This is a genomic window from Subtercola boreus, assembly GCF_003399635.1.
GTDB lineage: Bacteria > Actinomycetota > Actinomycetes > Actinomycetales > Microbacteriaceae > Subtercola > Subtercola boreus_B.
Map to the genome: position 1 here is coordinate 98,185 of NZ_NBXB01000017.1, position 22,923 is coordinate 121,107.

At 69.4% G+C, this 22,923-nt stretch carries 22 protein-coding genes; 10 read left to right on the plus strand and 12 right to left on the minus strand.

Annotation, left to right across the window (positions count from 1 at the left end):
* Positions 1–131: 131 nt before the first annotated feature.
* Together B7R22_RS05800 and B7R22_RS05805 are read right to left on the minus strand one after the other, a co-directional pair.
* A complete protein-coding gene (locus B7R22_RS05800) occupies positions 132–524 on the minus strand; it encodes a PPOX class F420-dependent oxidoreductase (protein WP_116410832.1) in 393 nt (130 codons plus the stop codon).
* A gap of 55 nt (positions 525–579) precedes the next feature.
* Positions 580–1,098, minus strand: coding sequence for a MarR family winged helix-turn-helix transcriptional regulator (locus tag B7R22_RS05805; protein WP_116410833.1), 519 nt, complete (start codon positions 1,096–1,098; stop codon positions 580–582).
* A gap of 93 nt (positions 1,099–1,191) precedes the next feature.
* On the opposite strand from B7R22_RS05805, the gene B7R22_RS05810 reads away from it, so the two are divergent.
* Entirely contained in the window at positions 1,192–2,124 is a 933-nt protein-coding gene (locus B7R22_RS05810) for an NADP-dependent oxidoreductase (protein WP_116410834.1), read from the plus strand.
* A 42-nt stretch (positions 2,125–2,166) separates the two neighbouring features.
* Here B7R22_RS05810 and B7R22_RS05815 read toward each other — a convergent pair whose 3' ends face one another.
* The 3 genes from B7R22_RS05815 to B7R22_RS05825 are packed head-to-tail and all read right to left on the minus strand — an operon-like array spanning position 2,167 to position 5,588.
* Positions 2,167–3,228, minus strand: coding sequence for a tetratricopeptide repeat protein (locus B7R22_RS05815; RefSeq protein ID WP_116410835.1), 1,062 nt, complete (start codon positions 3,226–3,228; stop codon positions 2,167–2,169).
* On the minus strand, positions 3,225–4,583 hold the full coding sequence (locus B7R22_RS20055) for an ATP-binding protein (protein ID WP_116410836.1): 1,359 nt from the start codon (positions 4,581–4,583) through the stop codon (positions 3,225–3,227). The genes B7R22_RS05815 and B7R22_RS20055 overlap by 4 nt, the downstream gene beginning before the upstream one ends.
* Positions 4,584–4,634: 51 nt before the next feature.
* Positions 4,635–5,588, minus strand: coding sequence for a Dyp-type peroxidase (locus B7R22_RS05825; protein WP_116410837.1), 954 nt, complete (start codon positions 5,586–5,588; stop codon positions 4,635–4,637).
* A 58-nt stretch (positions 5,589–5,646) separates the two neighbouring features.
* Between B7R22_RS05825 and B7R22_RS05830 the strand changes: the two genes are divergently transcribed.
* Positions 5,647–6,375: a 4'-phosphopantetheinyl transferase family protein gene (locus tag B7R22_RS05830; RefSeq protein ID WP_172582235.1), complete on the plus strand. Its 729-nt coding sequence runs from the start codon at positions 5,647–5,649 to the stop codon at positions 6,373–6,375.
* A 137-nt stretch (positions 6,376–6,512) separates the two neighbouring features.
* Here B7R22_RS05830 and B7R22_RS05835 read toward each other — a convergent pair whose 3' ends face one another.
* Positions 6,513–7,202 carry an HAD family hydrolase gene (locus B7R22_RS05835; RefSeq protein ID WP_253258904.1) on the minus strand — a complete coding sequence of 230 codons (690 nt, stop codon included), beginning with the start codon at positions 7,200–7,202 and terminating at the stop codon, positions 6,513–6,515.
* A complete protein-coding gene (locus tag B7R22_RS05840) occupies positions 7,199–7,462 on the minus strand; it encodes a hypothetical protein (protein ID WP_116410839.1) in 264 nt (87 codons plus the stop codon). The genes B7R22_RS05835 and B7R22_RS05840 overlap by 4 nt, the downstream gene beginning before the upstream one ends.
* A 134-nt stretch (positions 7,463–7,596) precedes the next feature.
* Here B7R22_RS05840 and B7R22_RS05845 point away from each other — a divergent pair, with 134 nt between their 5' ends.
* The 3 genes from B7R22_RS05845 to budA all read left to right on the plus strand — a co-directional run bounded on the left by B7R22_RS05845 (position 7,597) and on the right by budA (position 10,388).
* On the plus strand, positions 7,597–9,045 hold the full coding sequence (locus tag B7R22_RS05845) for a phytoene desaturase family protein (RefSeq protein ID WP_116410840.1): 1,449 nt from the start codon (positions 7,597–7,599) through the stop codon (positions 9,043–9,045).
* A 120-nt stretch (positions 9,046–9,165) separates the two neighbouring features.
* The gene (locus B7R22_RS05850; protein WP_116410841.1) at positions 9,166–9,606 is read left to right on the plus strand and encodes a DUF3054 domain-containing protein; all 441 of its coding nucleotides are present in this window, start codon (positions 9,166–9,168) and stop codon (positions 9,604–9,606) included.
* Complete coding sequence (budA, locus tag B7R22_RS05855) at positions 9,603–10,388, plus strand: acetolactate decarboxylase (protein ID WP_116410842.1); 786 nt, start codon at positions 9,603–9,605, stop codon at positions 10,386–10,388. Before B7R22_RS05850 ends, budA begins: the two co-directional genes overlap by 4 nt.
* Before the next feature lie 405 nt (positions 10,389–10,793).
* Here budA and B7R22_RS05860 read toward each other — a convergent pair whose 3' ends face one another.
* The gene (locus B7R22_RS05860) at positions 10,794–12,434 is read right to left on the minus strand and encodes an SDR family NAD(P)-dependent oxidoreductase (RefSeq protein ID WP_116410863.1); all 1,641 of its coding nucleotides are present in this window, start codon (positions 12,432–12,434) and stop codon (positions 10,794–10,796) included.
* A 155-nt stretch (positions 12,435–12,589) separates the two neighbouring features.
* On the opposite strand from B7R22_RS05860, the gene B7R22_RS05865 reads away from it, so the two are divergent.
* The gene (locus B7R22_RS05865; protein WP_116410843.1) at positions 12,590–13,399 is read left to right on the plus strand and encodes a 3-hydroxybutyrate dehydrogenase; all 810 of its coding nucleotides are present in this window, start codon (positions 12,590–12,592) and stop codon (positions 13,397–13,399) included.
* On the opposite strand, the gene B7R22_RS05870 is transcribed toward B7R22_RS05865, so the two are convergent.
* A complete protein-coding gene (locus B7R22_RS05870) occupies positions 13,366–14,364 on the minus strand; it encodes a LysR family transcriptional regulator (protein WP_116410844.1) in 999 nt (332 codons plus the stop codon). The two genes, B7R22_RS05865 and B7R22_RS05870, sit on opposite strands and share 34 nt — an antisense overlap.
* A 207-nt stretch (positions 14,365–14,571) precedes the next feature.
* On the opposite strand from B7R22_RS05870, the gene B7R22_RS05875 reads away from it, so the two are divergent.
* Positions 14,572–15,927 carry an MFS transporter gene (locus B7R22_RS05875; protein WP_301182595.1) on the plus strand — a complete coding sequence of 452 codons (1,356 nt, stop codon included), beginning with the start codon at positions 14,572–14,574 and terminating at the stop codon, positions 15,925–15,927.
* Positions 15,928–16,037: 110 nt separating this feature from the next.
* On the opposite strand, the gene B7R22_RS05880 is transcribed toward B7R22_RS05875, so the two are convergent.
* Positions 16,038–16,931, minus strand: coding sequence for an LLM class flavin-dependent oxidoreductase (locus B7R22_RS05880; RefSeq protein WP_172582236.1), 894 nt, complete (start codon positions 16,929–16,931; stop codon positions 16,038–16,040).
* A gap of 217 nt (positions 16,932–17,148) precedes the next feature.
* Positions 17,149–17,874 carry a hypothetical protein gene (locus B7R22_RS05885; RefSeq protein ID WP_116410846.1) on the minus strand — a complete coding sequence of 242 codons (726 nt, stop codon included), beginning with the start codon at positions 17,872–17,874 and terminating at the stop codon, positions 17,149–17,151.
* An 81-nt stretch (positions 17,875–17,955) separates the two neighbouring features.
* Between B7R22_RS05885 and B7R22_RS05890 the strand changes: the two genes are divergently transcribed.
* The gene (locus B7R22_RS05890; protein ID WP_116410847.1) at positions 17,956–20,571 is read left to right on the plus strand and encodes a DEAD/DEAH box helicase; all 2,616 of its coding nucleotides are present in this window, start codon (positions 17,956–17,958) and stop codon (positions 20,569–20,571) included.
* Positions 20,572–20,602: 31 nt separating this feature from the next.
* Here B7R22_RS05890 and B7R22_RS05895 read toward each other — a convergent pair whose 3' ends face one another.
* Positions 20,603–21,499 (minus strand): UbiA family prenyltransferase, encoded by an 897-nt coding sequence (locus B7R22_RS05895; RefSeq protein WP_116410848.1) that lies wholly within the window; start codon positions 21,497–21,499, stop codon positions 20,603–20,605.
* 29 nt (positions 21,500–21,528) lie between these two features.
* On the opposite strand from B7R22_RS05895, the gene B7R22_RS05900 reads away from it, so the two are divergent.
* Both B7R22_RS05900 and B7R22_RS05905 read left to right on the plus strand, forming a co-directional pair.
* Positions 21,529–22,371 carry a polysaccharide deacetylase family protein gene (locus B7R22_RS05900; protein WP_216363401.1) on the plus strand — a complete coding sequence of 281 codons (843 nt, stop codon included), beginning with the start codon at positions 21,529–21,531 and terminating at the stop codon, positions 22,369–22,371.
* 17 nt (positions 22,372–22,388) lie between these two features.
* Positions 22,389–22,814 (plus strand): hypothetical protein, encoded by a 426-nt coding sequence (locus B7R22_RS05905; RefSeq protein WP_116410850.1) that lies wholly within the window; start codon positions 22,389–22,391, stop codon positions 22,812–22,814.
* The last annotated feature ends 109 nt before the right edge of the window (positions 22,815–22,923 follow it).

Sequence of the window (22,923 nt, forward strand, 5' to 3'; positions counted from 1 at the left end):
TCCAGGGAGAACGGTTCGTTGCGCCACCCCATGCCGGCGACGGTGCCCGGCAACCGGCGCTGCGACGGGCGTCTCCGCCACGAACGCCGATGCCGTGGCGCTGTGCTTCGATGCGTCTTCGAGGGAGTTCGTCAGCCCTGGCCGCTGATGCTCTTCGCCTCGATCGTGAGGATGACGCGCTGCTGGTCTCGCCCGCCGTACCAGGGGTAGGGCTGGCCGGTGTACTTCCGCGACAGCGCCTCGATGCTCTCTGAGCCGCCGTCCGTCGTCATGGAGATCACTTCGCCGCGCACCTGGATGTAGCGGAACGGGTTCTCGGGATCCTGGATCGCAACCGCCACGCGCGGGTCGCGTTCGACGTTCCGCACCTTCACGTACCCGACCACGGTGTTGATGATGATGTGCTCGCCGTCGGTGTCGACCCACGTTTCCGTCACCTGCGGGGAGCCGTCGGCCATGATGGTGGAGAGGAAGCAGGGGCTCGGCTTTCGCAGCAGGTCGATCAGGTCGTCGGGCAGGATCACGGGGTCTCCTCGGTGAGTGTGGGGATACCATTCTGCCGCGGAAGACCGTGGGGCGTCAGGGGGCCGCCCGCTCGGGGGAGGTCTTCCGCCGGCGGGGTGCTGCCGAGCGCGGCGGCGTCGCACGCAGGTGCTCCGCTGCCCGGCCGAGGATGCGCGCGAGCTCGTCGACGTCGTCGTCGGAGAGAGTGGCGAAGAGCAGGTGGTGGAGGGCCTCGATGTGACCGGGGAACACGGTGGCGAGGATGTCGCGGCCGGCCTCTGTGAGCGTGACGACGACGCTCCGTTCGTCGTCGGCTGACGGCGCACGGGTGACGAGCCCGCGCTGTTCGAGGAGTTGGGCCTGGTAGGTCAGTCCGCTGCGGCTGTAGACAACGCCATCGGCGAGATCGGTCATCCGCCGTTGCCCATCGGGGCTGTCGCCCAGACGGGCGAGGAGCTGGAACTGCACGTAGCTGAGATTGCCGGCATCGCGGAGCTGTTGCTCGACGGCGTGGCGCAGGAGGCTGCTGACCTCGGTGAAGGCGAAGTACGCCGTGAGTTGCGTCGACGTCAGGGAGGAGGGTGGCTGATCCATGTCCTCATTCTAACTGTTGCTTCAACTTCGAAACAGTGCTAGCTTGGGGCTTAGTTGCTTCGAACTCGAAGCACATGACGAGAGGCTAGGACAATGAAGGCAGTGCGGTTCCACGAGACAGGCGGACCTGAAGTGCTCCAGTACGAAGACGTCGCGCAGCCGACACCAGCGGCCGGCGAGGTGCGGCTCCGTGTCGCGGCTTCAGCTTTCAACGCGGCGGACAATGGGATGCGGGCAGGGTTCCTGCCGATTCTGGTGGTGCTGCCGCATGTGCCCGGCTACGACGTCTCCGGTATCGTCGACGCGGTCGGGAAGGATGTCGACGGCGTGGCGGTCGGCGATGCAGTGATCGGCTTCCTGCCCATGGAACGGGACGGCGGCGCGGCGGAGTACGTTATCGCCCCCGCGGAGGCGGTCGTGGCTGCCCCGACCAGCATTCCGCTGGTGGATGCGGCGGCACTTCCGTCCGTTGCGCTCACCGCGTGGCAGGCGCTCTTCGATGAGGGCCGGCTGACGGCGGGGCAGCGGGTGCTCATCGTCGGCGCAGGGGGCGTCGTCGGCAAGTACGCCATCCAGCTCGCCAAGCGCGCCGGCGTGCATGTCGTGGCGACCGCGAGCCCGCGGAGCAGTGATGCGGTGCGGGCCGCGGGCGCGGACGAGATCGTCGACCACACCGACACCGACCTGCAGAGCGCTGTTCGTGAACAGGTCGACGTGCTGCTGAACCTCGCTCCGATCGACCCGGAGCAGTTCGCTTCCCTCGTCGCACACGTACGCGATGGAGGCGCCGTGGTCAGCACGACGGCATCCATGGCGACCCCGGGGGATGCGAGCCGCGGCGTGCGCGCAGCCACCGTCTTCGTGCTGCCGAACCGGGAGCGCCTGGCAGAACTTGTGTCCCTCGTCGACGACGGGAAGCTCACCGTCGAGGTCACCAGACGCATTCCGCTGGCCGAGCTTCCCGCCCTCCACGCGGAGGCCAGCGAGGGTCGTGTTGTCGGAAAGGTCATCGTGCTCGCCGCCTGATCCGCGGTCGGGAGGTCGAGGCTGCCGGGGATCCCGCCGACCTCAGACGGTCGCCAGGTGGCGCCGCACGATCACGACGATCGAGCCCGCCACGAGCAGCGCCCCCGCGAGCAGGTACAGCACCTGCGCGATCCGCACCTCGGCGAAGCACGCGCCGGCCATCAGCGCCCAGCACGCCACCAACAGTGCGGCCCAGACCACGAGCAGTCCGTCGATGCGCGGGATGCTCCGCACGAACCGCGCGAACCGGCGGCCGGCCGCCCGCCTCAGCTGCACGAGGTACACCACGATGAACACAGCGGAGGTGAGCGCGACGACCGCGAGGAAGTCCTGCCAGACGGTGCCGTAGAGCGGCGAGTCCGTCGGCTGGCTGGCGCCGCTGAACGCGACCGTCACCACCGCGAAGGCGATCCAGAGAATGAAATGGATGCGGCGGAGCGCGACAGCCGCGACCGCCCGGAGGTTGCGGACGGCCACCGCCGAGCCGGGATCCGAGGCCAGGATGTCGATGAAACCGGCCGCCGCGCTGCCCGCCCGGCCCTGCCGAAGCATCACGAGCGACAGATTGTTGCGGGCCGCCGGATGATCGGGCTGCAGGTTCAGCGCCTGGCGGAACGCTGCCTCGGCGGCGGTCCAGTTCTGCTGGGCGAGGGCGACGTTGCCAGCCGTGAGGTGGGCATCCGGTTCCAGCGGCGCGAGCCGAACGGCCTCGCGGGCCGCATGCTCGGCGTCCCCGGTGATGCGCTTGGCTGCGATGTCGACCTGTGCGACCTGGGCGTGCGTCACCCAGAGCTCGGGGGCGAGGCTCTGGGCGGTGTGCGCGGCGGCCTTCGCCTCGGTCACGTTGCCGAGCTTCGAGTACGAGAGCGCCACGAGCCGCCAGGCCCATTCGTTGTCGGGCGTGCGGGAGAGCGCCTGCTGGGCGGCTTCGAGGGCGCGGGCGGCGTGGCCTGCCACGAGGTGGGCCTGGCTCGCGAGGCAGAGGCCGCGGTCGTCTTCGGGGTGCGCGGCGAGATGCGGGGCGAGCGCACGCAGGGCGTCGACAGGCTTCCCGAGCGCCAGGTAGGTGCGGGCGTGCGCCAGCGCGGCATCCTCCGTGTTCACAGGCGTTTGGCCTTCTTCAGGTAGGTCTTCAATTCGGTGTAGGTGCCGTCGTCGTCGCCGAAGAGCACGACGTTCCGGGCACTGTCGAGCCAGCTGGTCGTCGACGGCGTCACCTCCCTGAGGGCCTCCGTGACGTCGCGCATCGTGATGAGCCGGAGCTCACCGGTCTCTGCGCTGTCGATCAGGGCTCGCTCGGCGGCGACCTCGCAGACATAGGCGATGTCGGCCCCGGAAAGGCCTCCGGATGCCCGGGCCAGCGCCTTCAGCTCGATGCCCTCGACGGGGCGGTGCTGCAGGTGGTAGCGGAAGATCGACTCGCGCGCCTCTTCGTCGGGCGGCAGCACGAGCACGGTGCGGTCGAAGCGACCGGGGCGACGGAGGGCCGGATCCACGTCCCACGGCTGGTTCGTCGCAGCGAGCACGAACACGCCCTCGTTCTGGTCGGCGACCCCGTCGAGTTCGGTGAGGAGCTGGTTCACGGTTCCGCGGAGGGCGCTGTTGCGGGTCTGGCTGCGGCGCTGGCCGAGCGCGTCGATCTCGTCGAAGAAGATCACGCAGGGGGCCTCGCGCCGGGCCAGCTCGAAGGCCTCGTGCACGTTCTGCTCGCTGTTGCCGAGCATCGGGTCGAGGATGTCGGCGAGCCCCACGCTCAGGAACCGGGCGCCGAGCTCACCGGCGATCGCCCGCGCGATGAAGGTCTTGCCGCAGCCGGGCGGGCCGTACATCAGAAGACCACCGCGGAGGCTCTTGGAGTAGAGCTTCCGCAGTTCGGGGTTCTGCAGTGGAGCGAGGAAGGCGGCGTTCAGGCGCTTCTTGATCGACGTCATGCCGCCGACGTCGGCCAGGGTGATGACGGAGCGTTCGATGTCGAAACCGGATCCCGGCACCACGGAGGGCTGGGCGTCGGTGAACATCGGCTGGGCGAGCTCGTGCACGTCGTTCTCGGCGGCGCTCCAGTCGAACTCGGGCTGGGCTGGGGCGGGTGCGGGGGCCGGCGGCGAGGGCGGGGCGGGTGCGGGGGCCGGGATGGTGGCGGAAGGAGGTGTCGCGTCAGCGGCGCGGGGCTCGGTGGCGGCAGGGGCCGCGGGCGTGGTGGCGGCGGGCGGCGCGGCACCGGTGGCCGTCGGGTCGGTGGATGCGGGTGAGGTGGACGCCGCAGGCGCAAGTGCCTCGCTCATCAGCTGCCGGGCATCCACATTGTCGGGCGCATCCTGCAGCACACCGGCCGCCAGCGACACGGCTTCGGCGGGCGATCCGGCCTTCACGAGCAGCTGGCCGAGCAGCAGCCGGAGCGGGATGTCATCGGGGGAAGAGGCGATCGCGCGACGCAACGAGCTGATGAGTGGCTCTTCCATGGAGTGAGTTTAGACCGCGCATCCTGATGGCTGGCCGGGCATTCGCCCACGTCAGGGAGCGAGGCCCTCCAGCACGTCGTTCGAGGGCACGAAGAACGTCGTGCCCGTCACGGCCTTCGAGAAGTCGAGGATGCGGTCGTACTCGCCGACCGGGCTGCCGATGAACATGCGCCGGAGCATGTGGTCGATCACCCAGAGGTCGCGGGAGTATCCGATGAAGTAGGTGCCGAACTCCTTGGCGCCCGGGCGGCCGAACGGCATGTTGTCGCGCAGGATGTCGTGCTCGACGCCGTTCTCGTCGACGATCGTGTTGAGGCCCTTGTGGGAGAGGCGCTCGCCGTCGTCGAGTTCCAGGTTGTCGGCCTTCGTTCTTCCGATGATGGCCTCCTGCTGCTCGGTGCTGAGCGTTCCCCAGGCGGTCAGGTCGTGCAGGTACTTCTGAACCACGACGTAGCTGCCGCCCGCGAAGTCCGGGTCTTCGTCGCCGATCAGGGCGGCCTCGGCCATGGACTGGCCCGTCGGGTTCTCGGTGCCGTCGACGAAGCCGAGCAGGTCGCGGGAGTCGAAGTAGCGGAAGCCCTGCGTCTCGTCGACCACCTCGATCGCCTCGCCGAGCTTCGCCAGGATGAGCCGTTCGAGCTCGAAGCACTGGTCGATCCGTTCGCCGCGGATATGGAACAGCAGATCCCCGGGCGTCGACACGGCGGTGTGCCCGCCCGATCCCGGGATCGGGTGGAAGCGGTCGAGCTGGCGGGGTTTCGACGGCTGGCCGAGGCGCTCCCAGAGCTCGGATCCGATGCCCACGTTGCACGAGAGACGACCGCCGAGATCGCGGAAGCCCACGGCCCGCACCAGCCCGCCGACGTCGCTGACGACGTCGCGGGCAGTCGCGAGGCTCGTCTCGTCGGCTTCGACGGTGACGACGAGGAAGATCGCGGCGGCCGAGAGCGGCGCGTTCACGCTCTGCGGTTCGATGGGGGTGCGTGCCCAGGTCTGGTCATCCATGCTGCGAGGCTACCGGTCTGGGCGGGGCGGCGGCGGCGCTCTGTGGCAGTCTGGGGGCATGTGGCTTGTGGCGCTCTACTCCGAGCCGGGTCTGGATGCCCGCCCTGCCGATCCCGGAGGGCTGACCCCGGGCGAGGTGCTCCGGGCCGCGCAGCTGGTCGACCCCGTCGACCGGCACCGTTTCGTCGTGTCGCACCACCTGCTCCGGCTGGCCGTCGCCGACAGCGTCGGTGCTCATCCGAGCGACGTTGTTCTCGACTTCGCCTGCGAGCGGTGCGGGGAACAGCACGGCCGCCCGAGGGTCGTCGCCGGTGCCGGGCCGGAGTCGGTCTCCGTTTCGGTCTCAATCTCGCTCTCGCGGTCGGCCGGTGCCGCACTCTTCGCCGTGCTGGTCGCGCCGGCGGGGGAGCGGGTGCCGGCGATCGGCGTCGACCTCGAGCGCATCGATGCGGTCGGGTTCCCGCGCTTCGACGACGTGGCTCTGAGCGCGTCCGAACGCGCTTCGCTCGGTGCCGCGGGCCTCGATGCGCACGCTGCGATCGCCGCACGGGCTGCGCTCTGGGTGCGCAAGGAGGCGGTCGCCAAGGCCATCGGCTCGGGCCTCCGCCGGGACCCCCGGCACCTCGAGGTGGCGGGCGCCCTCCTCGGTCGTACGCTGGTCGACTCGCGCACGATCACTTGGCGCGATGTGGACTCGCCGCTGCTGCCCCGCTTCGCGGCCGCACTCGCCGTTGAAGCGCCCCCGTCCGAAACCGTGGCACCGGACTTCCGCACCCTCCACCCCTGACCGCCCCATCCGCCCCGCCGGACCGTAATTCAGGCAATGCGCGGGGCCATCCACCAGGAGGGCTCGGCGCCGCGCATATCCTGAATTACTGTGCGCCAGGCGGCAGCGGCGGGGGAGGGCGGCGCGCGGGGGCCGGCTCAGAGCAACCCGGCGAGCGGGCTCTCGTCGAACGCCGCGAGCAGGGCCGCCACGTCGTCGTAGACCGCAACCGCGCCGGCCTCCTCCAACGCGGCTGCGCCGATCCCGCCGCTCCGCACCCCGATGCAGCGCACGCCAGCCCGGTCCGCCGCCTGGATGTCCCAGACGGTGTCGCCCACCATCACCGCGCGGGATGCGTGGACGCCCGCCCTCTCCAGGGCGACCCGCACGAGGTCGGGTGAAGGTTTCGCCGTCTCCACGTCTTCCGACGATGTGACCGCATACAGTGAATCCTCGCTGTCGAGCGCGTCGCGGAGCTTCTTCAGTTCGTCCGCCGGCGCACTGGTCGCCAGCACGACCCGGACGCCTCGCAGAGCGCACTCGGCCAGCAGATCGCGGGCTCCCGCGAACGGACGCAACTCGCCGGCGAGCTCGGCATACCGGGAGCTGTGCGCATCCGAAGCCGCATTGCCGAGGCGATCCGCATCGTCGCCGAGCAGCTCGTCCTTGAGCCCCGCCGAGTCCATGCCGATCAGGGCATGGATCCGCCAATCGTCCACCCGGTGGCCCACGTCGTTCAGGGCCAGGCTCCACGCGAACACGTGCAGGTAGTTGGAGTCGACGAGCGTTCCGTCGATGTCGAAGAGAACGGCTGCCGGTGAACCCTCGCGGGCCAACGTATCGCTCACAGGCGTCTGCTCAGCGTGACGGGTGGACCGTCTGTGGAGAAGCACTCGACGGCGTGCTCGAGATCGGTGAAGTAGAACAGATTGCGGGGCGAGGAGAGCTTCATCACCTCGAAGTAGGCCCCGGTCTTCTCGATGTAGCCGAGCACGCTCTCGGCGTTGGTGTCGGGAACACGGCGGTCGCAGATGCGCCACTCGTGATCGGAGAGGATCGAGATCCGGATGTCTGCAGCAAGCGGTAGTGCGCTGAGCTGGTCGGTCACAACAACCTCCTTTGGTTGGGTGCTTGACGTTATACAAGCATCAAGTCGACCCTGACGGCAGGGATTGACACGCGGCTGGGAATGAGCATCGAGAACGCAGAGGATCGCGCGTTGATCAGGGGATACTGGGTCTCATGGACACCGTAGACGCCATCGTCGTGGGCTCTGGGCCGAACGGCCTCGCCGCGGCTGTCACCCTCGCCCGGGCGGGCCTCTCCGTGCGGGTGTACGAGCGGGAGTCGACGATCGGCGGGGGAGCCCGAACGGCCGAACTCACGCTTGCGGGATACCTCCACGACGTGTGCTCCGCCGTGCATCCGATGGCTCTCGCCTCGCCGTTCTTCCGCGCGTTCGAGCTCGCCTCGCGGGTGGAGCTCCGACAGCCCGAGGTCGCCTACGGGCATCCACTCGACGGCGGCAGGGCCGGGATCGCCTACCGGAGCCTCGACGAGACAGCTCGCGGCCTCGGCGTCGACGGACCGGCCTGGCAGCGGATGCTCCGCCCCCTGGTGTCGCGCTGGGAGGGGCTCACGTCGTACACGAGCGGTTCCCTCCTGCGGGTGCCGCAGAGCCCGGCTGCGCTCGCCGCCTTCGGGCTGCGGATGCTCGAGCAGGGCAGTCCGCTCTGGAGCCAGCGTTTCGAGAGCGTGGTCGCGCCGGCCATGATGAGTGGTGTCTCCGCGCACTCGATCCTTCCGCTGCCGGGGCTCGCGCCCGCTGCGGCAGGGCTGATCCTCGCGACGCTCGCCCACGGTGTCGGCTGGCCCATTCCCATGGGGGGCAGCCGGTCGATCGTGCAGGCGCTCGCCGACGACCTGGTCGCCCACGGCGGCAGCATCCAGACATCGACCGAGGTCACCAGTCTCGACGAACTCCCGCCGAACAGTGCGGTGCTCCTGGATGTCTCGCCGCGCGGACTGCTGTCGATCGCCGGTTCGCGGATGCCCGCCCGATATGGCAGGGCGCTGTCGCGGTTCCGCTACGGAAATGCCGTCGCGAAGCTCGATCTCGCGCTCAGCGACCCGGTGCCGTGGACGAACCCCGAGCTGCGGAAGGCCGGCACCGTGCACGTCGGCGGAACCCACGCGGAGATCGCCCGCGCGGAGGCGATCGTGGCTTCCGGCAAGCATGCCTCGAAGCCCTACGTGCTGGTCTCGCAGCCGGGCGTGGTCGACGCGTCGCGGGCGCCGGCCGGGCGGCACGTGCTGTGGGCCTACACCCATGTGCCGCGAGGCTCCGACGTCGACCAGACCGAGACGATCATCGGGCAGATCGAGCGGTTCGCGCCCGGGTTCCGAGACACGATCCTCAGCCATGCCGGTCGAACCGCCGTGGGGGAGGAGGCGCAGAACCCGAACTATGTCGGCGGTGACATCTCGGCGGGGGCCGCCACGCTGACGCAACTCGTCCGGCGCCCGACGCTGTCGCTTCACCCGTGGCAGACCCCGATGGAGGGCGTGTATCTGTGCTCGCAGTCGACGCCGCCCGGCCCCGGCGTCAACGGGTCCGCCGGCTGGCACGCGGCCAGGCGGGCTCTCGCCGTGACGTTCGGTATCCGCCGGGCCCCGCACCTCGGGCTGTAGTCGCGGGCGGTTCCGGATGACCGGGGGTGCCCGCCGTGTGCTGTCGGGTCAGTACCCCAGCCCCCCCAGCCCCCGCCACCTGGCCGCAGGCTGTCGGCCGTTCTTCGTAGACTGGGGATCATGACCCAGCCCGCCCCGCTCCGCAAGGTGCGCCCGCCCGTTCCGCCGCTCCACGTGGTGCTGGCGCTCGTGATCGACATCGTTCTCGTACTGGCCTTCGTCATCATCGGGCGGGGCAATCACGCCGAGGCGCTCAGTGTTCCGGGCATCCTCACCACCTGGTGGCCCTTCCTCCTCGGACTCGCCGTCGGCTGGCTGGCCACCCGGGCCTGGCGCTATCCGTTCGCACTGGTGCTGCCGGGCATCCCGATCTGGCTGTTCACCGTCGCCGTCGGCATGCTGTTCCGCCTGCTGAGCGGGCAGGGTGTCGCCGTGAGTTTCGTGATCGTGGCGATCATTGTGCTCGGGGTGTTCCTGCTCGGCTGGCGGCTGATCGCAGGGGCGATCCTCCGGAGGCGGGCCCGCGCGCGCGTCGGCCAGAGCCGCGGTGCCCGGTCGTGAGCACGCCGACCGCGAGCATCGCGGCCGCCGGCATCCCGGCCGCCGGGACACCGCCGGTGCGCATCCACCAGTTCTCCGTCATCCAGGCCCTGATGGCCGGGCTCTACGACGGAGCGTTCCCCTCCAGCGAGGTGCTCGCGGTGGGCGACTTCGGGCTCGGCTGCGGCAATGCCCTGAACGGTGAACTCGTCATCGTCGACGGGCAGATCTTCCGCTGCACCGACGACGGCGCCGTCAGTGCCGGCGACCCGGATGAGCTGCTGCCCTTCGCCGAAGTCGTGGCGTTCGCGCCGACACTCCAGCACGAGCTGGCCGGATCCGTCGACCGCACGGGCCTCGAAGCGCTGATCAGCGGGCTGGTCGGCAACCCGAACCAGTTCTACGCGATCCGGCTCGACGGTGAGTTCGAAGACATGCTCGTGCGGGAGCCGGTGCGCCAGCATCATCCGTACCGCCCGTTGTCCGAGGTGATGGCCGGCCAGCGCGAGATGACGCTGCCCTCGACGACCGGCACGCTGGTCGGTTTCTGGGCGCCGCACATCTTCCAGGGGGTGAGCGTGGCGGGCTACCACCTGCACTACCTGAACGACTCGCGCACGCACGGCGGGCACACGCTGAGCTACACCGTGACGTCGGGCACCCTGTACCTGCAGCCGGTCACCGGCATCGAGGTGCACCTGCCCGGCACCCCTGAGTTCGCGGCCGCCGACCTCGGCGCCTCGACGGCCGACGCCGACATCCGCCGCGTCGAATCCGCCTCGGCGGCCGCCGCCTCGGCCTGACACCCGCCGCCTCGGCCTGACACCCGCCGGCCCGCCCAAGGGATCCCCCTACCACCATCAATCGCGGAGTCGTTTTCCGCCCCAAAACCGGCCGGTTGGGGCGGAAAACGACTCCACGACGGGATGGGTTTGGGAGGGGGTGCGGCGTGAAGTCCTCCTCGACCGCCGTCGCCTCGACCGTCGCCGGCCCGCCTTCGCGCCCCTCAACCCGAACGAGTGGGCAGTTCGGGCCCTGAAGGTGGTGCCTCAGGGCCCGAACTGCCCCCCGGATCGGCATCGCCCGCGGTGGGGGGAGAGCGCGCGAAGCGAATCCGTGCCCCCCGCGTCGCACAGCCCTCGTTCCGCGAACGACCCCCCGTCAGGACAAGCGCCTGCGTGGGGCGCGGAGCGCGAGGCGCCGTGCGATCACCAGGGGGAGGGGGCGTAGTCCTTCAGGAAGACGCCGCTGAGATCCTCGCCGGCCTCGCCGCGGACGACCGGGTCGTAGACGCGGGCGGCCCCGTCGACAAGGTCGAGGGGCGCGTGGAAGCCCTCCTCGGCAAGCCGCACCTTCGTGGGGTGCGGACGTTCGTCGGTGATCCAGCCCGTGTCGACGCTCGTCATCAGGATGCCGTCGGTCAGCATCTCCTTGCCACTCGTACGGGTCAGCATGTTGAGCGCAGCCTTTGCCATGTTGGTGTGCGGATGCCCCGGGCCCTTGTACCCGCGGGCGAACACGCCCTCCATGGCCGACACGTTCACGATGTACGCGCGCCCGGATGCCGCGGCCGAAGCCCCCGCAGCGAGCGCCGGCCGCAACCGCGACACCAGCAGGAACGGCGCGGTCGTGTTGCAGAGCTGCACCTCGAGCATCTCGAGCGGGTCGACATCCTGCACGGCCTGCGTCCAGCTGTTCTTGTGGTGCGTGTCGGGTACGAGCCCTCCGGCGTCGATGGCGGTGCCGTCCGCGAGCCGCGACAGCGAGGAGGATCCGGCGGCCAGCGCCAGCCCGGAGAGCTCGTCGGCACTCAGCTCACCCGGCGTCAGACCGGCGCCAGCCAACGCCGCCCCGAGCAACTCGGATCCGACCAGTTCGGCGTTCGCATCAGCATCCGTGATCCCCGAGGCGTGCCCGATCGGGGCGAGCCCCAACGCGGCTGCGGGCGCGACGACAGCCGCACGCTGCAACAGCGGATGCGCAGCCACCGACGCGGCGAGCGCCTGCGGGTGGGCGTCGTTCGTGTGGCCGAACGTGATCATCTCGGGGCCCGGGCCATCGGGCAGCGGCTCGAGTTCCGCCTCGGCGAGCGGCGCGTACGACCCGGGGGAGCGCTTCACCGTCTGCGCCGCATTGTTGATCAGAATGTCGAGCGGGCCCGCGGCGGCGACCGTCTCGGCCAGCCCGATGACCTGCGCCGGATCGCGCAGGTCGATGCCCACGATCTTCAGCCGGTGCAGCCAGTCGCCAGAATCGGGGAGGCTCGAGAACCGCCGCACAGCGTCCCGCGGGAACCGGGTCGTGATGGTTGTGTGTGCGCCGTCACGCAGGAGGCGGAGCGCGATGTACATACCGATCTTGGCGCGGCCGCCGGTGAGCAGCGCTCGCTTTCCGGTGAGGTCGGTACGGGCATCCCGCTTCGCGTGGCTCGTTGCCGCGCACGACGGGCAGAGCTGGTGGTAGAACGCGTCGACCTGGGTGTAGTGCTGCTTGCAGATGTAGCAGGGGCGCGACTTGATCAGCGTGCCGGCGGTCGGTGCGGTCGTGATCGCGGCGAGCTGCACGCCACGGGTCTCGTCGTCGATGCGGTCGGGGGCGCCGGTCGCCGTGTTGGCGATCACGCTGCGGTCGGCGTTCGCGATGGCGTCGCGCTTCTCGTCGCGGCGGTTCTTCTTGACCGACTTGAACATCCTGGCCGTGGCGCGGCGCACAGCGACGAAGTCCGGATGCTCGTCGTCGAGCTCGTGCAGGCTCGCCAGAACGCGCAGGGCCACCTCCAGCTCGTGCTGGTCGATGCCCTGTGTGGTGGATGTCGCGTGTTCAGGCAGTTCTGGCGAAGGAGTAGTCATGGGCTCGAAGAACTCTACCCGTGCCCCGGTGGTCTGCAAAAAAACACACGCGCTCTGCAGATTCGTTCGTTGACGGCCGACGAACGCACGGGTGAGACTCGGGGAGGTTCGCCGAGTTCAAGGGCTGAGGTCGAGCGGAGCCGTGGGAGACACTGATGACCGAGCATCCTGAGACCGCACCGAACTCCGGCCCGGAGCGCCTCCGCCTGCCGCTCGACGGTCGGCGCGCTCTCGTGACCGGCGGCGCATCCGGCATCGGGGAGGCCTCCGCCCGTGCCCTCGCGGCCCGCGGCGCCGAGGTCGTCATCGCCGATCGGGATGCCCGGCAGGCCGACCGAGTCGCCTCGGACATCGGCGGCAGCAGCTGGGTCGTCGACCTGCAGGACACCCACGCGCTCAGTGACGAAGTGCTGGCGCCGGAGCTCGGCAACATCGACATCCTGGTGAACAATGCGGGCATCCAGCGGGTGAATCCGATCGAGACGTTCGAGGTCGAGGAGTTCCGCGGCATCCTGCGACTGATGCTCGAGGCTCCGTTCCTGCTCATCCGAGCGGCGCTGCCCGGGATGTACGAGCGCGGTTTCGGACGCATCATCAACGTCTCCTCGGTGCACGGGCTCCGCGCGTCGCCGTTCAAGAGCGCTTACGTCTCGGCGAAACACGGCCTCGAGGGTCTGTCGAAGACGACGGCACTCGAGGGCGGCGAGCGGGGAGTCACCAGCAACTGCGTGAACCCCGGGTACGTGCGCACTCCGTTGGTCGAGAAGCAGCTGGCCGACCAGGCAGCCCTGCATGGCATCCCGGAGTCCGAGGTGCTCAGCTCGATCATGCTCACCGAGAGTGCTATCAAGCGACTGGTCGAACCGCAGGAGGTCGCGGCGCTGGTCGCCTGGCTGGCCGCCGACGACGCCGCGATGGTGACGGGCGCGAGCTACACGATGGACGGCGGCTGGTCGGCCCGGTAGGCGCCCGCATCTCCACCGTGGCCGGCGAGCTCCCCGGCCATCGCCCGGGTACGCTCCCGCAGCGCGTCGGCGACGGCCGCCACGGCGCTCTGGCGGAGCGACTCCGACCGTACGACCATCCAGTACGGCAGGTGCTCGTCGTAGTCCGCGGGCATCACCCGCACCAGATCCGCGTGCCGGTCGGCCATGAAGCACGGCAGGAACCCGATGCCGGCACCGGCCCGCGTGGCCTCGACGTGCACGAAGACGTTCGTCGAGCTGATTCCGTCGTGCATGCTCGGCACGAGCCGCCGCGGGGCGTCGAGGTCGTCCACCTGCAGGATCGAGTCGATGAAGTAGATCAGGGGATGGCCGACGAGTTCGTCGGTCGAGGCCGGGGTGCCGTGGTCGACGAGATAGGTGTGTGAGGCGTACATTCCGAGGGCGTACTCGCCGAGCAGGTGCGCCTCGGCCCGGTGCACCTGGGGCTCGCCGACCACGATCTCGATGTCGAGCCCGGAGCGGTGCTGGAGAGCGCGGCGGGTGGCGGTCACGATCTCGGCTCTGAGGAGCGGATGCCGCTGCTGCAGTGCGGCGATCGCCGGAGCGGCGATGTAGGCGCTGAAGCCGTCGGTCGCCGAGAGCCGCACCACGCCGCTGAGGCGTGTCGACCCCGACGGATCGTCGCTGAGCGCCCGCACCGCGTTCTCGACCTCCTCGGCGGCCCGCACGGCGTCCTGCCCGCGGTCGGTGAGCTGCCAGCCACCCGGGGACCGGGCGAGAAGTCGGCCGCCGAGTGCGGCCTCCAGCGCGGCGATGCGGCGGGACACGGTGGTGTGGTTGAGACCGAGAGTCTCGGCAGCCGTCGTGAACCGGCCGCTTCGCGAGACGGCGAGCAGCACCAGCAGGTCGTCGGGGTTCGGGCTGGGGGTGCCTGTCGGCCGGAGGGGCCCGCTCTGTCGGCCCGTTCGTGGTGCGTCGTTCATATCTGCAAGTATGCACACGCGCTCTGCGGAACCGGCTATTGCCGCCCGGATTTCCTGCAGGAATACTCAGTCCAGCCCCACCACGTCAACGTCGACAGAAGGAGACCCCGCGTGAGCGCATCCACCGGCCCCACAGGCCGCACCTCGAAGGCCGCCCCGGGCGTTCGTCCGAGCCAGGCAGAACCCCGGTCATCCGGCCTCAAGAAGATCGTCGCCGCCTCGATGGTCGGAACCGTCGTCGAATGGTACGAGTTCTTCCTCTACGCGACGGCCGCGAGCCTGGTCTTCGGCAAGTTCTTCTTCCCGAACGCCAACACGGCGCTCGACGGCATCATCGCAGCGTTCATCACCTACGCCGTGGGCTTCGTCGCCCGGCCGCTCGGCGGAATCGTCTTCGGCCACATCGGAGACAAGCTCGGCCGCAAGCACACCCTGCAGGTCACGATCATCCTCGTCGGCGTCTCGACGTTCCTGATGGGCTGCCTGCCCGGCTTCAACGCGGTGGGCTACCTCGCCCCCGCGCTGCTCGTCGTGCTGCGGTTCGTGCAGGGCTTCGCTGTCGGCGGCGAATGGGGTGGCGCCGTCCTGCTCGTCGCAGAGCACAGTCCCGACAAGTCCCGGGGCTTCTGGTCGAGCTGGCCGCAGGCCGCTGTTCCGGTCGGCAACCTGCTCGCCACGCTGGTGCTGCTGATCACCGCCGCCGTGCTGCCGAACGACCAGTTCCTCAGTTGGGGTTGGCGGATCGCGTTCTGGCTGTCGGCCGTGATCGTCGTCGTCGGCTACTACATCCGCACCCACGTCTCGGAGGCGCCGATCTTCCTGGAGGCGCGCGCCGCGGTCGAGGCCGAGAAGGCGAAGAGCTACGGGGTGCGTGAGGTCATCCGCCGGTACCCGAAGGGTGTGCTGCAGGCGATGGGCCTGAGGTTCGCCGAGAACATCCTCTACTACATCATCGTCAGCTTCACGATCGTGTACCTCTCGACCGTGCACAAGTACGACACCAAATCGCTGCTGCTGGCGCTGCTGATCGCCCACGCGGTTCACTTCGCCGTGATTCCGCAGGTCGGCCGGCTGGCAGACCGCATCGGCCGGAAGCCCGTGTACTTCATCGGCGCCGTGCTGGGCGCGAGCTGGGCATTCTTCGCCTTCCCGCTCTTCGACACGCTGAACCCGGCCGTGATCGTGTTCGCGGTGACCATCGGGCTCTGCTTCCATGCCTTCATGTACGCCGGACAGCCCGCGATCATGGCCGAGATGTTCCCGACCCGGATGCGCTACTCGGGTGTCTCGCTCGGCTACCAGGTGACCTCCATCCTCGCCGGCTCGCTCGCGCCGATCATCGCCGTGGCGCTGTTGCAGGCCTACGGATCGTGGATCCCCGTGGCGCTCTACATCCTCGCCGCCTGCATCATCACGGCCATCACCGTGCTGATGTTGAAGGAGACGCGCGGGGTGTCGCTCCGCCAGGTCGACTCGGACGACGCGGACCGCTTCGGGCTGGCCGTGTCCGGTGCGGCTCCGGCCGCGGGCGGCGGCGCGACCTCTGCCACCGCGCGCCGCTGACGCGCTGCTGCATTCCCGTCCGGGAGGAGCTGGGCCGATCCGGGTCGCTCTGGGCGTCGGATCGGCTGGGCTCCTCCCGTGCGGGGGAGGTCGCGCAGGTGCGCGAGACGTCAGGCGGCGGTGCCGTAGTCCGGTGCCGCCGCCGCTGCGGGCGTGGCGCCGGCCCAGCCGAGGTGCGGGGCGATGCGCTCCGCGATCGTCTGCAGGATGCGCTTGTGCGACGCGAGGGAACCCTCGGCAGGCAGGGTCACCATGAGCTGTGTGGCCTCCGACAGGGCGGAGTCGGCCAGCAGATCATCCGTGATCCGCTCGGGCGAACCGTCGAAGATGCGGCTGAAGCGCAGCTTCTCGCTCGGGTCGTGGTGGCGACCGTCGGCGGGCATGACCGAACGGTAGCCATCGATGAAGGCGCGGTGCTCGGCCCGGTCGGCGTCGTTGTCGAGCGGCACGATGATGCGCCCGGCCGTGATGCGCGGTGCGCGCCGACCACCGACAGCCTGCCCGACCCGAGCCGCGAAAGCCTCCCGGTAGGCCCGGATCTGCGCCAGCTGCCGCTCCTCGAACGACACCCCGGTCTCCTCGCCGTTCAGCGTCGACACCTGGAGATCGAAACCCTGCGCTCCCGTGCGCGCTGCACTCGACACCGTTCCCGCACCGTACCAGAGCCGATCGACCAGCCCCGGAGCGGGCGGCGACACCCGCAGGTCGGTGTGGGTCGGGATGCTCATGAAGCCCTCGCCGCTGTTCACGAGAGCCGCGCCCGCCAGGGCCTCGCGGAGGCGCAACACGCGCTTCTGCGACTCGGCCGAGAAGCCGACCGGCGAGGATCCGAAGACGGGATCGAGGATGCCCGGGGTGGGGATCCCACTCGACAGCCGCAGTTCCAGCCGCCCGCCGCTCAGGAGGTCGAGCGTCGACGCATCCTCGGCGACCCTGATCGGGTCTTCGTAGCGCATCGGCAGCACCCCGGTTCCGAAGTGCCTCCGGGAGGTGCGCTGCGACACCGCCGCGAGAACGTCATCGGGCTCGACAGGTACGGCTCGAAGTGACGCACGCGTACCCAGCCCGTGTCGTACCCGAGTTCCTCAGCGAAATGGAAGAGCTGCAGCCCGTTCTCAAGCGCCGCCGCGCCGCCGGCCGGGCCGGCGTGGTTCGGAATGAACGAGAGAAAGCTGAGCTGCATGAGAGAGGCACCGAAAGTTGTCGCAGAAATAGTTGTAGCTACATATTAATTGCGCGCGCGGTAGGGGCTGAATCCGGGTCTGGGTCCGGCTGCGAAGCGAGGCCCGGCTGCAGGGCCGGGGCACGGTTCGGATGCGGGGCGGGGGCGCCCTCCGGGTCCGGGTGTGCGGCGGGGCGGGTGTGGTGGCTGTCCCGGCGCCGTCGCGGCCGCGTCGCGGTCCACTTTCGGCTGAAATACTCGTTGTGGTGCTCCTCGATCACCATCCCGGCCGCCCGGCAGGCCTGTCGAAGGCACGCTTCCATGACCGTGTTGTGCACCGGTCCGACGTCCGGCTCCCGCCAGCCCGTCAGAATCACGATGGTCGTTCGACGCAGCGAGACTCGCGGCAGTGTCTCGTTGAGGAGTTTGCCCAGTGGATGGCGTCCCTCGTTGCGGTAGAGCGCCACGAGAACACCGCCCTCGATGTGGAAAGTCCTGGGCGGCATCCGGTAACACTGCACGAAGGCGTAGTTGCTCAGCCGAACAGTGCGTCTGCCCACGCCGCCCGTCAGTTCGCAGGCCCCCGCCGAGAAGCGCATCGAGCGCACCGGCCCGAGCGCCCGCAGCACCATGGCCGAAGGTAAGGGAAGACAGACAGACGAGGCGACCATCAGCTCGCTGTGCTGCTGCGTCAGCCCGACCGCCAGGCAGACGGCCAGCAACACGTAGGCCGCGATGGCATAGCCCCACCAGGGCGAGCGGTAGCGAAGGAATTTGGGAGGCATGAGATGACGATAACTCATTGATGGGTCCGGCCCGGCGCCCGCCCCGCGGCCGGGCCCCGGGGAGTAGGGCATGATCGAAGCATGACGGATGCCCCCACCACCCCACCCGCATCCGCTGCCCTCTCGCTGGTCGACTACCTGCCCGACCTCCCCGCGCCCGGGCAGCAGGCCGACCCCGACGACCTCTTCGAGCGCTTCACCGAGTACACGGCATCCAGAGGCCTGACGCTCTACCCGGCACAGGAGGAGGCGATCATCGAGATCGTCTCGGGCCAGAACCTGATCCTCAGCACCCCGACGGGCACCGGTAAGTCGCTGGTGGCGGTGGCGGCGCACTTCGCGGCGCTCGCCGACGGGCGCCGCACGTTTTACACCGCGCCGATCAAGGCTCTGGTGAGCGAGAAGTTCTTCGCCCTTGTCGAGATCTTCGGGGCCGCCAACGTGGGTATGGTCACCGGCGACTCGAGCGTCAATGCCGACGCACCGATCATCTGCTGCACGGCCGAGATCCTTGCGAACATCGCCCTGCGACACGGCGCGGACGCCCCCGTCGACCAGGTCGTGATGGACGAGTTCCACTTCTACAGCGACCCCGAGCGCGGCTGGGCGTGGCAGGTTCCGCTGCTGACGCTGCCGCGGGTGCAGTTCATCCTGATGTCGGCCACGCTCGGCGACGTGTCCTGGTTGACGAAGGATCTGACGCGGCGCACCAACCGTGAGACCGCGGTGGTCACGGGCGTCGAGCGGCCGGTTCCGCTCAACTACTACTACGCGACGACGCCCGTGCACGAGACGGTCGAAGACCTGTTGAAGACCGGCCAGGCGCCGGTGTACATCGTGCACTTCTCCCAGCTGGCCGCTCTCGAACGCGCGCAGGCGCTGTCGAGCATCCGCATCGTCAGCCGGGAGCAGCGGGACGAGATCGCCGACGCGATCGGCGACTTCCGCTTCACGACGAACTTCGGCCGCACGCTGTCACGGCTGATCAGGGCAGGAATCGGCGTGCACCACGCGGGCATGCTGCCGAAGTACCGGCGCCTCGTCGAACAGCTCGCCCAGCGCGGGCTGCTGCGCGTCATCTGCGGCACCGACACGCTCGGCGTGGGTATCAACGTGCCGATCCGCACCGTGCTGCTGACGGCTCTCACGAAGTTCGACGGCATCCGGATGCGCCAGCTCACCGCACGCGAATTCCACCAGATCGCGGGTCGCGCCGGTCGTGCCGGGTTCGACACCGTGGGCACTGTCGTTGCGCAGGCGCCCGAGCACGAGACCGAGAACGCCCGGCTCGTCGCGAAGGCGGGGGACGACCCGAAGAAACTGAAGAAGGTCGTGCGGAAGCGGGCGCCGGAGGGATTCGTCAGCTGGGGCGAGCCGAGCTTCAACCGACTGATCGGAGCGGAGCCCGAAACCCTCACCAGCAGCATGCAGATCAACCACGCGATGCTGCTGAACATCATCGGGCGCGGGTCGGAGGGCGCGCACGGCTTCTTCGACGCCTTCGCCACCGTGCGCGCCCTGCTCGAGGACAACCACGAGCCGCGCTCGCGCCAGCTCGAGCTCGAGCGGCAGGCCCTCGCGATCTACCGCACCCTCCGCACCGCGGAGATCGTGGAACAGCTGCCACCCGACGCCGAAGGGCGGGTGGGCATCCGCCTCACCGTCGACCTGCAGCCGAACTTCGCGCTCAACCAGCCGCTCTCACCGTTCGCGCTCGCGGCCTTCGAGCTCATCAATCTCGACGCGCCGACCTACGCGCTCGACCTCATCTCGGTGGTCGAGGCGACGCTCGACGACCCGCGGCCGGTGCTCAGCGCTCAGCAGTTCCAGGCGAAGGGCGAGGCCGTCGCCGCGATGAAGGCCGAGGGCATCGAGTACGACCAGCGCATGGAGCTGCTGGAGCAGATCACGCACCCGAAGCCCCTGGAGGAGCTGCTGGATGCCGCGTTCGAGATCTACAAGGCGTCACAGCCCTGGGTGGGCGACTTCGAGTTGAGCCCGAAGACGGTCGTGCGGGACATGTACGAACGCGCGATGACGTTCAACGACTACATCGGCTACTACAAGCTGAATCGTTCGGAAGGCCTCGTGCTGAGGTACTTCTCGGATGCGTTCAAGGCGGCCCGCTCCACCATCCCCGACGAGGCGAAGAGCGACGACCTCGTCGACCTGATCGAATGGCTCGGCGAGCTCGTGCGCCAGGTCGACTCGAGCCTGCTCGACGAGTGGGAGGAGCTCACGAACCCCACCGAGGTGCAGGGCGAGGCCGACGAGATCGCCGCGCAGGGCCGCGGAGTCACGGCCGTGCTGCCGCCGACCCCGCACAGTGTCGTGTCGAATGCGCGTGCGTTCCGCATCCTCGTACGGAACGAGTTGTTCAAGCGGGTGCAGCTCGCGGGCCTCGACAAGGTCGACGACCTCGGCGAACTGGATGCCCCACTCGGCTTCAGCCGCGACGCGTGGGCCACTGCGCTCGACGGCTACTACGGCGAGTACGACTCCATCGGCATCGGGGGCGACGCCCGCAGCGCGACGCTCATCACGATCGAGGAGCGCCGCAACGTCTGGATCGTGCGCCAGACCTTCGACGACCCGGATGGCGACCACGACTGGGGCATCGACGCAGAGGTCGACCTGGCGGCCTCCGCCGAGGAGGGCGTGGCGATCATCCACGTGACCGGCGTCAACCGCCTCTGACCCCCCGCCCTTCCGCCCCCCAAGTCGATGCTCAGACCTTGAGGCGCGAGCCCGAGAGGGCGAGCAGCAGCACGTCGATGAGGGCGCTCGCGATGATCAGCTGGAACAGCAGCCGGCCGGGCGGGCGCGTCAGCACCAGCCGCACCCCGACCACGGCGACGCCCACGCTGAGCACGAGACCGACCACCGTCACGATGTGCGGGCCGGCCCCGACGAGGATCGCCAGCGACGCCACGAGCAGTGCAGCGAACGCTCCGACGCCCGAGATGCGGAGTCCGAGCCGGTGCGGCAGGCCCCGGATGCCCGTCTTCCGGTCGGCGTCGAGATCGGGCAGCACGTTGGTGAGGTGGGCGGCGAGCCCCAGCAGGGCACCGGTCGCGATCACCCACCACTCGGCCTCGGCCGGCGGTCGACCGGCGAGGGTCACGACGGTCGGCAGCAGTCCGAAGCTCAGCATGTACGGAAGCCACGAGTACGCCGTCTTCTTGACGCCGGCGTTGTAGGCGAGCCCCGACGCCACGAGCACGAGGTGCGGGATCGCCGCATCGACGCCGAGCAGGAACGAGAGGGGGATCGTCGCCACCGCCGCCACGATGAACGCTGTGCGCACGGCACGGGCCGAGATCTCGCCCGCGGCGATCGGTTTGTCGGTGCGGCCCACCTCGGCGTCACGCCGCGCGTCGAGCCAGTCGTTCGACCAGCCGATGGCCAGCTGGCCGACGAAGACGGCGAGTCCCAGTTCGATGATCCGCGGCAGTTCGAGTCCGGTCGCGATCGACAGGATGACCGCCAGAGCCGTGACCGCAACGGTCGGTCCGGGGTGCGAAGCGCCGACCAGGGCCTCGATCGGTGACCTGCCGCGACCGCCCGGCCCTCCGAAAGGCCCTCCCGCGTCATCCGACGCGTCGTCGCCGTGAAGCTTGCTCATCAAAACCTCCGGGCCGCTACGGTTTAGGCGTGCAGCGTCGCCTCTTCCTCACCCTAGCCGCAGCAGGTGTCGCTTCGACGCTCGCCGCGTGCGCCGTCGTCTCCTCGCCTCCGAAACCACCCATCGGGCTGGCGACGGATCCGACAGCCACCCCGATGCCGACCGTCACCCGTATCCCGGTGCCGACGCCGACTCCCACCCCGACCCCGACGCTGACTCCCACCCCGACGGCGCCGCACCTGGTAAAGGTCGCCCTGCCGGATGGCGCCATCACCGACCTCCCCGGCACAGGCAACCTGCTCGCCTGGACTGTCGACGACGGCTCCGACAGCGAGGTCATCAGAAAGTACGTGGAGTTCGCGAAGGCCTCGGGCACGCGCCTGACCTTCTTCGCCAACGGCTCCTACAAGGGCTGGACGACGAACGCCGACCTCCTCCGGCCACTCGTGACATCCGGGCAGATCCAGCTCGCGAACCACACCTTCGACCACGTCGACCTCACCGAATGCTCAGACGGCGAGGTGATCGAGCAGCTGCAGAAGAACCACGACTTCCTCGAAGACACCTACGGCGTGGATGTGCGACCGTACTACCGGCCGCCCTACGGCTTCCGCAACCACCGCACCGACCATCTCGCGGCCAGCATCGGCTACACGCAGCCGGTGCTCTGGTACGGATCGCTCTCCGATTCCGGCCTGATCACGACCGAGCAGGTCGTCGGGTTCGCCGACCAGTGGTTCCTGCCGCAGCACGTCGTGATCGGGCACCTGAACTTCACCCCGGTGACGGAGGTCTTCCCCGAGCTCCTGGAGATCATCCGGAGCCGGTCTCTGCAGACGGTCACGCTCGACGACATCTTCCTGAAACCGTAGGCCGCTACGGTGAGAGCATGCAACGTCGTGCCTTTCTCGCCGTGGCCGCGGCTGGTGCCGCCGCCACGCTGACGGCGTGCGCGGGACTGTCGATAACGCCCCCACCGACCTCCGCGGCCACGAACGGCTCGGCCCCGGTCCCGACGCCGTCAGGCAGTCCCGACGCCAGCCCCAGCGCCACGGCAACGGCGCCCTCGACGCCCGGCCCGAAGGGTTCGTCGCTCCTGAAGGTCGTGCGTCCCCCCGGCCCGATCACCGAGCTGCCGGGAACGGGTGATCTGCTGGCCTGGACAGCGGATGACGGCGCGGACTCCGACGTCATCCGGAAGTACGTCGATTTCGCCGTCGCATCGGGGGTGAGGCTGACGCTCTTCGCCAACGGCCGCTTCGCAGGGTGGACGGTGAATGCGGCTGCACTCCGGCCCCTAGGGCGTGTCTCCTAAACGTGGTGTCAGTGTTCTGGGATGCTGTGGGGATGTCCCGTTCTGCTGTTTTGAGTGATTCCGATTGGGCTATTTTGGAGCCGTTGTTGCCGTCGTCTGCGGGTCGGCG